This window comes from Pseudomonas sp. D2002 (assembly GCF_013385735.1).
GTDB lineage: Bacteria > Pseudomonadota > Gammaproteobacteria > Pseudomonadales > Pseudomonadaceae > Aquipseudomonas.
Genome location: NZ_JACAPL010000012.1, coordinates 35,539 through 50,408, shown reverse-complemented (window position 1 = coordinate 50,408; position 14,870 = coordinate 35,539). Strand labels below are relative to the sequence as shown.

At 59.1% G+C, this 14,870-nt stretch carries 12 protein-coding genes; 6 read left to right on the top strand and 6 right to left on the bottom strand.

The features are described 5' to 3' along the window. Position 1: 1 nt before the first annotated feature. Both kdpA and kdpF read right to left on the bottom strand, forming a co-directional pair. A complete protein-coding gene (gene kdpA / locus HX783_RS22855) occupies positions 2 to 1,708 on the bottom strand; it encodes a potassium-transporting ATPase subunit KdpA (protein ID WP_177018335.1) in 1,707 nt (568 codons plus the stop codon). Positions 1,709 to 1,815: 107 nt separating this feature from the next. Beyond that, entirely contained in the window at positions 1,816 to 1,914 is a 99-nt protein-coding gene (kdpF, locus tag HX783_RS22850) for a K(+)-transporting ATPase subunit F (protein ID WP_026013637.1), read from the bottom strand. A gap of 721 nt (positions 1,915 to 2,635) precedes the next feature. On the opposite strand from kdpF, the gene HX783_RS22845 reads away from it, so the two are divergent. Beyond that, complete coding sequence (locus tag HX783_RS22845) at positions 2,636 to 3,892, top strand: M10 family metallopeptidase C-terminal domain-containing protein (protein ID WP_177018334.1); 1,257 nt, start codon at positions 2,636 to 2,638, stop codon at positions 3,890 to 3,892. Positions 3,893 to 4,027: 135 nt separating this feature from the next. Here HX783_RS22845 and HX783_RS22840 read toward each other — a convergent pair whose 3' ends face one another. Both HX783_RS22840 and HX783_RS22835 read right to left on the bottom strand, forming a co-directional pair. Next, positions 4,028 to 5,191 carry a catalase family protein gene (locus HX783_RS22840; protein ID WP_177018333.1) on the bottom strand — a complete coding sequence of 388 codons (1,164 nt, stop codon included), beginning with the start codon at positions 5,189 to 5,191 and terminating at the stop codon, positions 4,028 to 4,030. After that, positions 5,188 to 6,999 carry a di-heme-cytochrome C peroxidase gene (locus tag HX783_RS22835; RefSeq protein WP_177018332.1) on the bottom strand — a complete coding sequence of 604 codons (1,812 nt, stop codon included), beginning with the start codon at positions 6,997 to 6,999 and terminating at the stop codon, positions 5,188 to 5,190. Before HX783_RS22835 ends, HX783_RS22840 begins: the two co-directional genes overlap by 4 nt. 247 nt (positions 7,000 to 7,246) lie before the next feature. On the opposite strand from HX783_RS22835, the gene HX783_RS22830 reads away from it, so the two are divergent. From HX783_RS22830 to HX783_RS22815, 4 genes are all read left to right on the top strand, one after another. Continuing rightward, positions 7,247 to 7,978: an FKBP-type peptidyl-prolyl cis-trans isomerase gene (locus HX783_RS22830; protein ID WP_177018331.1), complete on the top strand. Its 732-nt coding sequence runs from the start codon at positions 7,247 to 7,249 to the stop codon at positions 7,976 to 7,978. Between the two features lie 449 nt (positions 7,979 to 8,427). Continuing rightward, on the top strand, positions 8,428 to 8,883 hold the full coding sequence (locus HX783_RS22825) for a YkvA family protein (protein WP_177018330.1): 456 nt from the start codon (positions 8,428 to 8,430) through the stop codon (positions 8,881 to 8,883). 96 nt (positions 8,884 to 8,979) lie between these two features. Beyond that, positions 8,980 to 9,318 carry a helix-turn-helix transcriptional regulator gene (locus HX783_RS22820; protein ID WP_177018329.1) on the top strand — a complete coding sequence of 113 codons (339 nt, stop codon included), beginning with the start codon at positions 8,980 to 8,982 and terminating at the stop codon, positions 9,316 to 9,318. Continuing rightward, positions 9,315 to 9,686, top strand: a complete 372-nt coding sequence (locus tag HX783_RS22815; RefSeq protein ID WP_005786715.1) for a hypothetical protein — start codon at positions 9,315 to 9,317, stop codon at positions 9,684 to 9,686. The genes HX783_RS22820 and HX783_RS22815 overlap by 4 nt, the downstream gene beginning before the upstream one ends. Here HX783_RS22815 and HX783_RS22810 read toward each other — a convergent pair. After that, positions 9,683 to 11,449, bottom strand: coding sequence for a bifunctional diguanylate cyclase/phosphodiesterase (locus tag HX783_RS22810; RefSeq protein ID WP_159955171.1), 1,767 nt, complete (start codon positions 11,447 to 11,449; stop codon positions 9,683 to 9,685). The two genes, HX783_RS22815 and HX783_RS22810, sit on opposite strands and share 4 nt — an antisense overlap. Positions 11,450 to 11,567: 118 nt before the next feature. After that, on the bottom strand, positions 11,568 to 13,646 hold the full coding sequence (locus HX783_RS22805) for a carboxy terminal-processing peptidase (protein WP_232109272.1): 2,079 nt from the start codon (positions 13,644 to 13,646) through the stop codon (positions 11,568 to 11,570). A gap of 138 nt (positions 13,647 to 13,784) precedes the next feature. Between HX783_RS22805 and HX783_RS22800 the strand changes: the two genes are divergently transcribed. Beyond that, positions 13,785 to 14,747, top strand: coding sequence for a zinc-binding dehydrogenase (locus HX783_RS22800; protein ID WP_177018327.1), 963 nt, complete (start codon positions 13,785 to 13,787; stop codon positions 14,745 to 14,747). Positions 14,748 to 14,870 lie beyond the last annotated feature (123 nt).

The window sequence follows — 14,870 nt, the reverse complement described above, 5'->3', positions numbered from 1 at the left end:
CTTAGTTGTACGTCTGGCCGGACAGCAACTGCAGTTGCTCCACCAGCGGGCCGAGCGCGAGCGCCGGCAGGAAGGTCAAGCCACCGAGCACCAGCACCACGAACACCACCAGCAGCATGAACAGCGGGGTCGCGGTGGGGATGGTGCCGGCACCGGCGGGCACGGTTTTTTTCATCGCCAGGGAACCGGCCACGGCCAGCATCGGCAGCATGGTGAAGAAGCGCCCGATCAACATCGCCAGGCCGATGGTGGTGTTGAAAAACGGCGTGTTGGCATTCAGCCCGGCAAACGCCGAACCGTTGTTGGCGGTGCCCGAGGTATACGCGTACAGCACCTCGCTGAAACCATGGGGGCCGAGGTTGTTGAGGCTCGCCAGGGTGCCCGGCCAGAGGGCGGCGAGGGCGGTGAAACCGAGGATGCTGATCGGGTGGGCGAGCACCGAGAGCATCACCAGTTTCATCTCCCGGGCTTCGATCTTCTTGCCGAGGAATTCCGGGCTGCGGCCGATCATCATGCCCACCAGAAACACCGTGAGCAGCGCGTACTGGATCAGGTTGATAAAGCCCACGCCGTCACCGCCGAACACGCAGTTGAGCATCATCTGCGCCAGGGGCACAAAGCCGCCCATGGGCGTCAGCGAGTCGTGCATGGCATTCACCGAGCCGGTAGTGGCAGCGGTGGTGGTGGCGATAAACAAGCTGCTGTCGGCGATGCCGAAGCGCAGTTCCTTGCCTTCCATATTGCCGCCGCTTTGCTCAATCGACAGCGTCTGGTTGGCGCCGGCCTGGGTCAGCAGCGGGTTGCCGGTTTGCTCGGCGCCATACACCAGCGCGAGGAAGCCGATGAACATCACCAGAAACGTGCCGAAGAACACCCAGCCTTGGCGGCGTTGCAGCAGCATGCTGCCGAAGGTGTAGGTCAGCGCCGACGGGATCAGCAACATGCTGAGGATGTGCAGGATGTTGGTCAGCGGCGTCGGGTTTTCGAACGGGTGGGCGGCGTTCATGCTGAAAAAGCCGCCGCCGTTGGTGCCGATATGCTTGATCGACTCAAAGCTGGCGACTGCGCCGACGATCAACTGTTGCTGAGCGCCTTCAAGCGTCGTCGCCAAGGCTTGGGAAGCGAAGGTTTGCGGCATGCCTTGCCACACATACACCAACGCCATGCCCACGCAGAGGGGCAGCATCACCCGGTAAAGGGTGCGGGTGAAGTCGACCCAGAAGTTGCCGATATCCGCCGCGCTTGAGCGGCTCAAACCGCGAATGAAACCCGCCGCCGCGACTACGCCGGAGGTGGCGCCGACAAACATCAGAAAGGTAATCACCGCCATCTGGCTGAAGTTCGACAGGCTGGTTTCACCCGAGTACGCCTGCCAGTTGGTGTTGGTAATAAAGGACGCGGCGGTGTTGAACGCCAGGTCAGGGGTTTGTGCGGCCAGCCCCAGCGGGTTGATCGGCATCACCGCCTGCAGGCGCAGGACGATATAGCCGAGCAGCATCATCGCCGCGTTCGACAGCAACAAGGCCGAACCGTAGCGGGCCCAGCCCATGGTCTCCAGCGGGTCGATGCCCAGCAGGCGATACGTGCAGCGTTCCGGCAGGGCGTGGCGGTTCCCGGTAAAGACCCGGGTCAGCCACTTGCCCAGCAGCACGGCGAGCGCGGTCATCAACCCCAGGACCAGCGCGAATTCCAGCAGAGTGCTTAACATGTCGTGGCTCCGTTCAAATCTTGCCCATGGCGACAATGGCCATGGCAGTCGCACTGAAAAACACCAGGGAGAGGCCCATAAACATCACGTCGTACATGGCGAACTCCCTAGAACTTTTCGGCGCGAATGAGGGCATAGCCCAAGTAAGCGAACAGCCCCACGGCACATACGCCGCTGGCAACATAGATGAAGGTCAGTGTGAGCACGGTGTAACTCCCCTTTTGGAATAAGCCGGGGAGGTTATGTGTTCGGGTATCAAGCTTGGGCACTGATTACGGGGCGCGGTATTAAGACGGTATATAGATGAGATTTTGCTGGGCGAACGAAAACAAGGGACAGCCCGCTGCCGGGGTATCCCTTGAAAAACTGGGGTTCTGCTGATTTCAGTGACCAGCTTATTTGGCTTTCTTTTTCTTTTCGCCGCGGGTGGCAAGGTGCTCGAAGCAAAACGCGGCGGTGCCGAAGAGCGCAATCATTGACAGGACGACCATGCCTAAAGTTGAACTTTCCACGATGAATTCCTACGGGTGTTGGGGGTAGGAAGTGACGGTAAAGTGTGTAGGGGGAGTGGCTCAATAGGGGCGACGTAATCGTTATGGGGAACCCCGGATTTATACGGATTCTTTACGGATAAGGGGCTCCGCGATGAAGGTTTCGCGTGATTGAGCGGTGTCACCTGGCAGGCAATGGGGTTGTTGGCCAGGACCGGGGGTTCAAACGCGACGATCAAATAAAGGCCCGAACTGGGTGATATAGGATTTTGCCTATTTGATATTGGCTGCTGGCTGTTTTTGTTGTGGTTTTCTATTTGATAGAGAGTGAGAAATATCTGCTAAAAGTTGGCTGTCTTGTGTTTCTGATTTGGGGTGCATAGTCTGGGTGTGTTGTTATCTTATCGGTTGTGGTCAATGGCTGAAGGTGATTGATATGAATGTTAATGCGTCCTCTAATAACGTTATTGCTAGTTCCATTCCTGCTTCAAATCCGGTCACGTCGCAGAGTAACGATGTTCTTTCCGCCCAGAGCTCTGCGCGCTGGCAGGATAAAGACGGCAATGGGAAAATTGATATTGAAGTCGATTTCGGTGACGAAGAAGGTGAGCATTTTTCCGGTTCAGGTCTGACAGGCTTCAACGCGCCTAATGAGGCGCAGCAGAGAGGGCTGTGGATTCAGATGGGCCTCATGACTAATGATGTAAATGTGAAGTTTCACAGGCAGGGTGCAATAGACAGCCCTGATGGAAAAATCAAAATCGGATCTTTTCAGCAAAACACAACACAAAATAGTGATGTGGTGAGCTACATGCCAACGGATTCAAGTAAGCCTGTCGAGGTTTACTTTAACGGGAACGAAGCGCAGGACCCAACGATATCAGCTCCCGACGACTTTAATAAAGGCGGTAACACGCTGACTCGAACGGTGCTATACGCCATGGGTGTAACCCCTCCCACGCCAGTGGAAGAGGGCGGTACGCATGACTCCCAGGGTTACAGTGCACTCAGTCCTCGGCCAGAAACCGAAACGGGCCAGGATTTTAAGGATCACGCTGTCACCAGAGCGCAAGTAAAAGACAAGGAAAAGTTGGAGAGTCTCTATACAAACACGAATATTAAAGAGCAGAATTTTGAGTTGCATCATTTAGGTACTGATGGGTATGGCCCGACGTTTTCTATTTCGAGTGGAGTCAATGGCCATGAGACCATCGATGCGAGTGAAGATACTCATGATCAAAATATCAATCTGAAACCGGGAGCACATTCCAGTGTAAGGGGCTATACAGGTAATGTGTCTATTACTTCCGGGACGGTGGTTGAAGATGTTAAAACAGGATCGGGTACAAACAGGATCTATCCTAACGCTGGGGCGAATACTATCACCTTGGGTACAGGCGCAAATACCGTCGTTTATGAGCAAGAGTCGGATGGCAGTCCAGCACGCCAGGATAAAATAATTGGGTTTAAAACAGGGATGGATAAGCTGGATGTGAGTAATCTTTGGACTTACCCACCTTACATGCGCTTTGAAGTCGAAACAAACGCAGACGGGTCCACTTGGGTGAAGGGGTGGTCGGGCGCTGATGGCGCTGATAGAAATGGGCCGGTTCCTGATAAAGCCCCAGACTTTTTGCTACGTGCTGATGGCGCCCAAAGGAGCGATCTCATCTTAAATGCCATAGGTATTTAAGGTGTATATGAATCCTGCAATACCCTGACCTTGACCCGATCAGGGTATTGCAATGTTTTTTGAGTGAGCGAACGGCCTACCCTTCTGTAGAAAGGTGGGCTCTTCCACGTCGGACCCTAAACTGCTTCATCCCGATTATAAGTTTCGACTATGCCGATAGTCGCTCACCGCCTCATACACCGCCTTGCGCAACCGATTAATCCCCCCAATCGGCCGATGCGCCTCCAACCCGAACCAGGGGTTAAACGACTGGTTATCACAGGCCAGATTCAACGCCGGTGTATCAAAATCCTGCGCAGGGATCCGCACCTTGGCCACGGTTTCATACGGTGCATCACTTTCCTTCCATTCAATGCTGGTGTCTTCAATCGGCATGAACTTCTGCGGATTCTGCCGCTGAATCTGCAACACAAAACACGCCGGCACGCGATCAGTCGACAGTTGCTGGTTCAACGCGCTGCGCAGAAAATTCGGCAGGTCCTGGTTCTGCTTGGGCAACACATATTCCGGGCAGCTTTGCGGGTCGGGCGCCACACGGAACTTGGCATTCGCCGCGCCGAACTTGTAAGGCGAAACCGAAAAGTATGTAGCCTGCGTCGGGCTGGCCGGGGCGGGGGCCAGGGTCGCCAGGGCGATAAACAAGTGCCGCACCTGCCAACTGCGCGGGTCTGCCTTGGGGAAGAACGCCAGGACTTTCTTGCCATCGGCCTGGGCACCGATGTTCTGCGCATATTCCGCTACATCGCTGACAAAGAAGTTCGGATGGCTGAACATCACGAAATCCTGTTCCGTGCGTGCCTGCTGGTCCGCCATCAGCTGTTTGCCCGGTACGTCCAGCAGTTTGAGGGCCATGCCTCGCGCATCGCGGATGCTGTCGAATTGCGGGTAAGCGTTGCCGTTGGACAGACGCACCAGCGCTTGCCAGGTCTTGCCCGGCTCGGCGAATACGCCTTGGCGCAATGCCGGGTCGAGGTCCGCCATTACGCTGACTTCGGCCTTCACGCAGCCGTGGGCCTTGGCATGGGCATCACGCAGGTAGCGCGTGCCTTCGCGGTGCTGGTCGACGATGCGCACCGCCGTCTGGATGATGCCCTGGCTCATGGCCGCTTCACCGGGCGGGATTTGCTCGTTCGGTGACACTGGGCCGCTGTGTTGCCAGGCGAACCAGGCGGTAGCGATCAGCCAGCCCAGCAGCCCCAGGCCCACCAGCCACAACAGGGTCTTACCCAGAAACGCGCCGAGACGCAGCCACAGACGAGCGAGCATGGAACGGTCGTTGTATTGCGATCGGATAATCATGGCAATTGTTGCTCCAGCGGGCCGCCCAGCACTTTGAGGTATTCCAGCAGCGCCCAGCGTTCCTGCGGCAGCAGGCCACGGCCGATCACGCCATTGCCACGCTTGCCGTCACGGAATTCATGGCCGCTGTTGTGGTTGCCGGTGATTGAGGTGTCGAACAGGAAGGCGTTCTTGAATGCGCCGGTCTCAAAGCCCAGGTGGCGCGGGTCGTAGGCGAACGTGCCTTTATAGAAGGTAGTGCTGCGCTCATCCTGGGGCGAGAGCAGTTGGTAGATCGTCGGCACCGAGCCGTTATGCAGGAACGGTGGCGTGGCCCATACGCCGGCCAGGGGGCGCGCCTTGTAGGCACGCAGCTCGCGCACGCCGATGGGCAGGCCGAACCCGTCCAGGCTCGGCCGCTCGGCTGGAGTCACGCCAGCGGCGCGATAGGCGTGGTCTTCGACAAAGGCGGTGACGTAGGCCAGGCCTTGGGCCACGGACATTTTGTGCAGGTCCAGCGCTGCGGTCGGCGTGGGGTGCAGCTCGACGTTGAGCTTGGCCAGTTCTGCCGGGTCCCATTGCAGGGCGCCGAGGTCGTAGCGCTGGTCGGCGATGTTGCTGGCGGTGCCGGGGTCGGTGCCGATGTACTCCACAGGCAGCATTTTCAGTTGTTGCACCGGGCGGCCATTGACCTGGCTGACGGCGGGCACATGGCAGCCGGCGCAGTTCTCGGCAAACAGCGCGCGGCCTTGGGCGGCGAGGGGTTTGTCGACGGCGCCGAACAGGTCTTGCGGCCAGGTGGGCGGCTTGAGGCGTTGCAGGGTTTCTTCGATCAGGTTGAGGTCGCGCACGCGCACGCTGGAGGGATAGCGGGCAGCGCCTTGAAGTGGCTGGCCGGCACTGTCGAAGAAATCCAGCGTCGCGCCGACACCGAGGGCTTCGCCGATATTGCGCGCCATGGGTTGCTGGGCCGAACCGTTCCATTGCACCCAGTCGAAGGTCCAGATATCCCACAGCTGCGGGTAGTCCACCGGCGCATTAGCGACACGGTAGTTGTCCGGCGAAATGGCGTCGCCAAAGCTGGCGTTGGCGATACGGCCGAACGCGTCGGTGCGGCCCGGGCCTTCTTCGGTGGGGTAGAGGCCGCGATGGGTGTCGTTCCAGGCGACCTTGAGGAACTGGTTCAGGGACTGTTTGAAGTCCTGACGCAGTTGCTGCTTGTTGTGATCGTCATAGTCGTGGCCGAGCACCTTGCGGGCGAAGCGGTCGAACTTCCACGGGGTGTAATAGGTGGCGGCAAGGCTGGCCACCAGCGCCTGGCCGAAACTGCCGCCGCGCAATGTGGGCACGCTGGAGGGCAGTACGTGCTGGGCCGAACCGCCGTCGATGCGCAGGGCCTGGCCTTTGAAGTGCAGCTCGCCGGTGTGGCAGGCGGCGCAGGTGATGTCCAGGTATTCAACCTGGCTGCCGGCGTTCTGGTGCCGGGCGAAACCTACGGGCAGGTTGCCAGGGTTTTGCGCGGTAGGGACTTGCTTGGGATCGACCAGAAAGCCAAAGCGCGCCAAGTACTCGGGCGTGGCGAAACGCTGGTCTGAAAACGGCAGTTCCAGAGCGGTGAACCAGTCGTAATGCAGGCCTTTGACCTGGGTGCCCTGGGGGGTGAAGTAGAAGGTCTGGCGGTCGGCGGCACTCCATTGGTCCTGATAGTGGACCTGCTCCACGGGCACGTAGTCCGGCAGCTTGGGGTTGACGGTGTAGTAGAGCACCACGGCCAGAAGCAGGCCGAGTGCGAGCAATATCAGAAGCAAAACACGGGAAAAAATGCGCAAGATAACTATCCTTGTCGAGTTGTCGCGTTGTTATGCCACTACGCCATAGGTGCGGCAAGTGGCCAGCAGTCTGGTTGCAGCGGGTCCCGCGATCCTTCGCGGGCCTCCATCATGAATGAAAATGCTTTTAAACACGTGAACTTATCAGAAGTTTCCTGCTCACATGCCGGTAGCCATTGGTCGTGGCCGCCTGATAAGCTCGCGACTTTACTCGAATGCCCTTTTGGCGCACGAACAAGGAAATAGCATGAAACAGCATCGGTTGGCGGCGGCGGTGGCCCTGGTTAGCCTGGTACTTGCGGGTTGTGATTCGCAGACCAGCGTAGAGCTGAAAACCCCGGCGCAGAAAGCTTCCTACGGTATCGGCCTGAACATGGGCAAAAGTCTTGCCCAGGAAGGCATGGATGACCTGGACTCCAAAGCGGTAGCCCAAGGCATCGAAGATGCCGTCGGCAAGAAAGAACAGAAGCTGAAAGACGACGAACTGGTTGAAGCGTTTGCCGCACTGCAGAAGCGTGCAGAAGAACGCATGACCAAAATGAGTGAAGAGTCGGCAGCCGCCGGCAAGAAATTCCTCGAAGAAAACGCCAAGAAAGACGGCGTAGTGACGACTGCTTCCGGTCTGCAATACAAGATCGTGAAGAAGGCCGACGGCGCCCAGCCTAAGCCGACCGACGTGGTGACTGTTCACTACACCGGCAAGCTCACTAACGGCACTACCTTTGACAGCTCCGTGGATCGCGGTAGCCCGATTGACCTGCCGGTCAGCGGCGTGATCCCGGGTTGGGTCGAAGGCCTGCAACTGATGCACGTTGGCGAGAAGGTCGAGTTGTACATCCCGTCCGATCTGGCCTACGGCGCTCAGAGCCCGAGCCCGGCGATTCCAGCCAACTCCGTGCTGGTATTCGACCTGGAACTGCTGGCCATCAAGGACCCAGCCAAGGCTGACGCACCTGCTGCTCCAGCTGCCAAGAAGTAATCGGCAACTGAACAGACAACGCCCCGTTTAGACGGGGCGTTGTCGTATCTGGCGCCAGGTAAATGATTGTTCCCACGCTCTGCGTGGTAACACCTCTTGTGTCGCTCCGCGTCACGTACCCCTCGCTTCAAGCCGCGTGCGGCGATCAGGACGCGGAGCGTCCCGGGCGGCATTCCCACGCAGAGCGTGGGAACGATCGTAAAGCCCGCTGAAAATCCAAACGAACCCCTGCAACCTGAAACAGTCTGATATAAGACTCGAGCACGGGTAGCCGCACATCAGCGCCAAGTCAATGAAATCTTGGGTTTTTTTTATGTGCGCAAAAAACGCCCGATCTGAGTGTAGGCCTTGTAGTCCGTGGCTTTCAGCCGATAAAACAGGCTCTGTTCACAAGGTTATCCACAATTTGTGTGGATAACCTTTTATGTCGCCTGGAACTGGAGTGACCCATGAAACCACCCTTCAATTTCACCCGATTCCTGCCGATGGCCGCGCGCTTGCTCGGTCGTGGGCGTCTGCCGACCCTGCTGTTTGCCGTCGCCGCCAAAGGCTCAAGCCAGGGCAACCGCCTGGGCAAACTCAAGGATGACCTCAAACTGCTCCAGGCCCTGTGCCTGGCCTACTGGCGCGGTGAGTACCGGGCAATCAGCCCCAAGGCGCTGATTTCGGTGGTGGCAGGGCTGATGTACTTCCTGAGCCCAATTGACGCGATCCCGGACTTTATTCCGGTATTCGGCATGCTCGACGACATTGCCGTGCTGGCATGGGTCATGAAGACCCTAGATGGCGAACTGAGCGCCTTTCGCGCCTGGCGCGACGCGCAGCGCCCGGAGAAGCTCGCGGTGGTTGAGCGCTTGCCTGCGACGCCTGCGCTGCTGGCCCGGGAAAACCCGCAAAAAAACTGACGACGCTTATATCCCCCTGCGACCTTTGTGGCTGTTAGGATTACACTCCTAAGGAAAGAGCTTACTTAGTGAGTGTTGTTATCCTACGGGGCAGTCATGGATATTCAGATAATTTCACGCGATGGCGAACCCGAGTACGCGGTGTTGCCATGGGACCAGTACCAGGCGCTACTAAAAGCAGCCGGTCAGCAACAACCAGCGCCAATGCCATCTTCTACTGCTCAGGTCACTCCCGATCAGGCATTGCGCCCGCTCGCGGACCTCAGTGGCCTGCGTGAAGCCAAGGGCCTGGCCATAGAAACTCTGGCCCGCACAGTGGGCATCAGCCCCTCGTATCTCGGATTGATAGAAAGTGGTGAACGCCAGCCGGATGCCGCCATTCGCCGCAGCCTGGCCTGGGAATTGGGCGTTGCAGGTTGGAGGGATGAATCTTGAGCCTACGTATCAGCCGTCAACACTGGGATGGGCTACTCAACGAACTGGACCAGGCGCGCCGCCAGCGCCATCTGCTGACGTATCGCGCGCTGCTGGAGCGCCTGCAATTCCCCACGCCGGCCATGCAAACCCTGGCCGCCGCCCTTGAGCACCTGGCCGCACTCGACGCCAAAGCCGAGCAGCCATTGCGCAGTTCGCTGGTGATCAGCCAGGGCGCAAGTCGCCTGCCGCGTACCGGTTTCTTTGAATGCGTGGAGCGCCTGGGGCGGTTCAGCGGGCCTTCCGATGGCGTCGCCGCCGCGTCCTGGCATGCATCGGAAGTGGTGCGGGTATTCGAATACGAGTACCCGGAGTCTGCCGAGGCCTAAGCCTGGGCCAGCAGTTCCAGGCTGTCGATCACATGAATGCTGTAGCCGGCCACGTCCTTGGCGTGGTGCTTGGCCTGCGAGGCCAGCTCCGCCAACTGGCTGGCATCCAGTTGTGCACAGGCCTGTGGATATAAATGCACCACGCCGATCGACAGTGACAGCAAGGCAAACTCTTGGCGCACACCCTGGCGGTTCAGCGCCACGAAACAACCAGCGTCGAGGTGTTCAGCGCGGTAGAAGCGTCGACATTGGGTGTGGAAATCATCCAGCAGCTGGTTGAGCCGCTTGCGCCAATCCTGCGGGCCCAGCACCAGCAAAAAATCATCGCCGCCGATATGCCCGACAAAGTCGCGGCTCGGGTCGACCCGGTCGTTCAGGCACTGCGCCAGGCACAGCAACACCTCATCCCCGCGCCCGTAGCCGTAGATGTCATTGAACGGCTTGAAGCTGTCGATATCCACGTAGCAAATCACTGATTCTCTTTGTTGCTGCAACAGCCGCGTCAGGCATTGCTGGATCGGCACGTTGCCCGGCAGCAACGTCAGCGGGTTGGCGTAACGCGCCTGCTGGATTTTCAGCTCGGTGATCAGCTTGAGCACGTCGATCACCCGGCCCAGGCCCAGGTAGTCGCCGTTGAGCGTGATGATGAAGTCTTCCTCAATGCGTTGCCGCGCACGGCTGGTCAGCAGGCGGCTGACTTGCTGCAGGGACTGACTCAGCTCCACGGCCAAAAAGTCATCACTCATCAAGCGGCTGATCGGCTTGCGCGCGAACAGGTCGGTGGCGAACGGCTTGAGCAGCGCGTCCGATAACGAATGCCGGTGCACGATGCCAACCGGGTGGCCACGCCCGTCGAGCACCGCCAACGAATTGAGGTTGGCCTGGCGGCGGAACGACTCCAGCACCTGGGCGGTGGCGGTGTCCTGGTGCACCGCCGGTTGTTCGTTGAGCAGCGCGCTGAGGTCGCTGCCTTCTTCGCTGAGGGCGAGGTTGGCGTTGTCCGGCTTGGGCAGCATCAGCCGTGCTTCCTGGGGCGGTTGTTCCTGCGGACGGCAAAGCAGATAGCCCTGGACCAGGTCGACACCCATCTCCGTCAACACCGCCAGTTCTTCCGCCAGCTCAATGCCCTCGGCAATCACCTGGGCGCGTGATGCCTTGGCGATTTGCAGGATGGAGCCGACGAATTCGCGCTTGAGCGCATCTTGATGGATGCCGTCGATAAAGTGTCGGTCGATCTTCACGTAGTCCGGGCGCAGTTCCGACCACAGGCGCAGGCTGGAATAGCCGGCGCCCAAGTCGTCGAGGGCGATGGCGAAGCCCATGTCGCGGTAATGATGCAAGGCGGTTTGCAGCAGGTCGAAATCGTCGGTGGGGGTCTGCTCGGTGAGTTCGATCACCACCTGGCTGGGCGGGATGCCGAAGTCGCGCAGCAGTTGCAGGGTGCGCCCCGGTTGATGCGCGGTCTCCATCAGGGATTCCGGCGAAATATTCAGGAACAGCTTGCCCGGCAGTTTCTGTTCACTGAAACGCCGACAGGCGCTTTCGCGGCAGGCCATTTCCAATTCGCTGAGGCGCCCGGCCTGGCTGGCGACCGCGAACAGGGCGACGGGGGAGTGCAGCGGGCTGTTGGACGGGCCGCGGCTGAGGGCTTCGTAGCCAAGAATGCGACGTTCAGAGAGGCAAATGATCGGTTGGAACAGGCTGTGCAAACTGCCTTGAGCCAGGATAGAGCCCAATGCATTCAGCTGTTCGGTCATGGTCATGGCGATCTCGATCGAAAAAAAAGGACCGCAGGCTCAACGCCTGCGGTCCTTCATTTCACGACAGAATGATGTCTATATGATGACACTCCGAGGAGCGTTCACATTAAATTGCCATCATTTACTGCTTGGCCACCTGCTTGCTGATTTTCAGGTAGTCCAGCAGGATCCGACCGGTCTCAGACAGGTAGGCGTCGTCTTCCGGCTTGGTTTTTTCCGGCTCCGGCAGCGCATCTTCATCTTCTTTCTTCAGCTCTTTGAGCGGGTCTTCGCCTTTGGCCTTGCGGCGGGCGTTCTCCAGCACAAGCTGCTGATTCTCGATGCTGGTGTGCTGCGCACGGCGATCCGCTTCGTTGAGGCTGACGGTTTTTTCTTCCATCAACTTCTTGGCCAGGGCCAGTTTGTCGCGGATGAAGACGAACTCGGCATCCTTGGCGGAGCGAGCGTCATGGTCAGCCTTCAGCTGCGTCAGGAACGGTTTGAACGGGTCCGACGCCGGCTTGATCGCAGGACGGATGGTGTCCCACGGCATGGCTTCAGGCAGGGCACTCTCGCCGATTTCCTTGGTGTCGATGATCGACGGGAAGTCGATATCCGGCAGTACGCCCTGATGCTGGGTGCTCTGCCCGGAAACCCGGTAGAACTTGGCCAGTGTCAGTTTCAGCTCGCCATGGTTCAGCGGCTGGATGGTCTGCACGGTGCCTTTGCCGAAGGTCTGGCCGCCGATGATCAACGCACGGTGGTAGTCCTGCATGGCGCCGGCGAAAATCTCCGAGGCCGATGCCGAGAGACGGTTGACCAGCAACGCCATCGGCCCTTTGTAGAAGGCACCTGGGTTTTCGTCTTCGAGCACATCGACACGGCCGTCAGCGTTGCGTACCAGCACGGTCGGGCCTTTGTCGATAAACAGGCTGGTCAACTCGGTGGCTTCCTGCAGGGAACCACCGCCATTGTTGCGCAGGTCGATGACCACGCCGTCGACTTTTTCCTTCTGCAGCTCAGTCAGGATTTTCTTCACGTCGCGGGTGGTGGACTTGTAGTCCGGATCGCCAGCGCGGAAGGCTTTGAAGTCGAGGTAGAAGGCCGGGATTTCAATCACGCCCAGCTTGTAGTCCTTGCCATCCTGCTTGAGGTTGAGGACTTTCTTCTGCACGGCCTGGTCTTCGAGCTTCACCGCTTCGCGAGTAATCGAAACGATTTTGCTGGTCTGGTCGTTCGGTGCGTTGGTGTGCGGAATCACTTCCAGGCGCACCACGCTGCCTTTCGGCCCACGGATCAGCTTGACCACTTCGTCGAGGCGCCAGCCGACCACGTCGACCATCTCTTTGTCGGCCTGGGCCACGCCGATGATCTTGTCGGCCGGGGCGACCTGCTTGGTTTTGTCGGCAGGACCTGCCGGCACCAGACGCACGATCTTGACCTGGTCGTTGTCGCTTTGCAGGACGGCACCGATGCCTTCCAGCGACAGACTCATGTTGATATCAAAGTTTTCCGCGTTATCTGGCGACAGATAATTGGTGTGCGGGTCGTAGGACATCGCGAAGGTGTTGATGTAGGCCTGGAAGATATCTTCGGCACGGGTCTGGTCCAGACGTGCCAGCTGATTCTTGTAGCGCTTGGTCAACAGCTCTTGAATGGCCTTCGGCTCTTTGCCGGCGATCTTCAAGCGCAGCACTTCGTCCTTGACGCGTTTGCGCCACAGGTCGTCAAGCGCGGCGGTGCTGGTCAGCCAGGGCGCGTCCTTGCGGTCCACCAGAAGGGTTTCCTTCTGAGTGAAGTCGAGCTTGTCGACGCCCTTGTCCAACTCACCCAAGGCGAAGTCCAGACGCGCTTTGACGCGGTCCAGGTAACGCTTGTAGATGGTGAAGCCGGGCTGCAGGTCGCCGCTCTTGAGGAAGTCGTCGAACTGGGTCTTCCACTTGTCGAACTCAGCGATATCGCTGGCCAGGAAGTAGCTGCGCGACGGATCCAGGAGCTTGAGGTAGCTGTCGTAGATGATCACCGAGCGAGCGTCGTCCAGCGGCGGCTTGCTGTAGTGATGACGCTTGAGCAACTCGACGACGTTAAGGCTTGCAATCACCTCATCGCGATCAGGCTGAAGGTTGTCCCAGCTGTTGGCTGCGAACGTATTGGTCGACATCGACGCGAAGCCGAGACCAATGAAAAAAGCGAGGGCGGTGCTGGGGAACAGATGCTTCATGCTGATTCGACGCGGGGGCAATTGATAACGCATATTAGGCCGTCTTTGAGGGAGCCGGTTCCATATGATCCGGTCGCATAATGCAAAAAGCCCGGCGCTACAGCAACGGGCTCAGTCCAGACTCACTATGGAGGCACTGTGAAAGCATTGCAAGGCGTTGAAGGTCATGTGGAGTGGCTGACAGAACCCAGTCCTACCTGCGATGTAGGCCAAGTTCGCATTCGTGTAGCGGCTGCGGGCCTTAATCGCGCCGATTTATTACAGCGCGCGGGGCTCTATCCGCCCCCGCCGGGCGCCAGCCAAGTGCTGGGTCTTGAGTGTTCCGGGGTGATCAGCGAAGTCGGCCCGGGGTCGTCCTGGCAGGTCGGCGACCGCGTCTGCGCACTGCTGGCCGGTGGCGGCATGGCTGAAGAAGTGGTGGTAGATGCGCGCCACGTGTTGCCGGTGCCGGAAGGCCTGTCGCTGACCGAAGCGGCGGCGCTGCCGGAGGTGTACAGCACGGCGTGGCTGAATCTGTTCCAGTTGGCGGGCCTCAAGCCCGGTGAAAAAGTACTGCTGCATGCCGGCGCCAGTGGCGTGGGCTCGGCGGCGATCCAGCTGTGCAAGGCGTTTGGCAGCCCGTGTTGGGTCAGCGTCGGCTCGGCGCAGCGCCTGGCCTACTGCGAAGAACTCGGCGCGCAGGGCGGCGTAGTACGCACCGACGGCATTGAAGGGCTGCGCGATTTCGGGCCGTTTGATGTGATCCTCGACCCGGTCGGCGGCAACTATGCGGCGATGGACCTCAAGCTGCTGGCCCTGGACGGACGCTGGGTGTTGATCGGCTTGATGGGCGGGCGTGACGCGCAGCTCGACCTGGCGCAAGTGCTGGGCAAACGCATTCAATTGCTCGGCTCGACCCTGCGCAGCCGCAGCGATCAGTTCAAGGCGGACCTGTTCAGTGATCTAAGCCAGCATGTGTGGCCGTTGTTTGCAGAGGGCCGCTTGAGCCCGCAACTGGCCAAGACCTTCCCGATCAAGGACGCCGAGGCGGCGTTTGCCGAGTTGGCGAGCAATCAGATTTCCGGGAAGTTGGTGTTGGTGATTGACGACAGTTTGGTCTGACACCTGTCTCAAACTGCAATGAGATCAAAATGTGGGAGCGGGCTTGCTCGCGAATGCGGAGTGTCAGATGAAACATTCTTCACTGACAAACCGCTTTCGCGAGCAAGCCCGCTCCCACAGTGG

Coding starts and splice junctions, on each gene's coding strand:
- HX783_RS22840 (WP_177018333.1), bottom strand. CDS start 5,191: ATGATTATCCGATCGCAATACAACGACCGTTCCATGCTCGCTCGTCTG.
- HX783_RS22820 (WP_177018329.1), top strand. CDS start 8,980: ATGGATATTCAGATAATTTCACGCGATGGCGAACCCGAGTACGCGGTG.
- HX783_RS22825 (WP_177018330.1), top strand. CDS start 8,428: ATGAAACCACCCTTCAATTTCACCCGATTCCTGCCGATGGCCGCGCGC.
- kdpA (WP_177018335.1), bottom strand. CDS start 1,708: ATGTTAAGCACTCTGCTGGAATTCGCGCTGGTCCTGGGGTTGATGACC.
- HX783_RS22810 (WP_159955171.1), bottom strand. CDS start 11,449: ATGACCATGACCGAACAGCTGAATGCATTGGGCTCTATCCTGGCTCAA.
- HX783_RS22830 (WP_177018331.1), top strand. CDS start 7,247: ATGAAACAGCATCGGTTGGCGGCGGCGGTGGCCCTGGTTAGCCTGGTA.
- HX783_RS22845 (WP_177018334.1), top strand. CDS start 2,636: ATGAATGTTAATGCGTCCTCTAATAACGTTATTGCTAGTTCCATTCCT.
- HX783_RS22805 (WP_232109272.1), bottom strand. CDS start 13,646: ATGAAGCATCTGTTCCCCAGCACCGCCCTCGCTTTTTTCATTGGTCTC.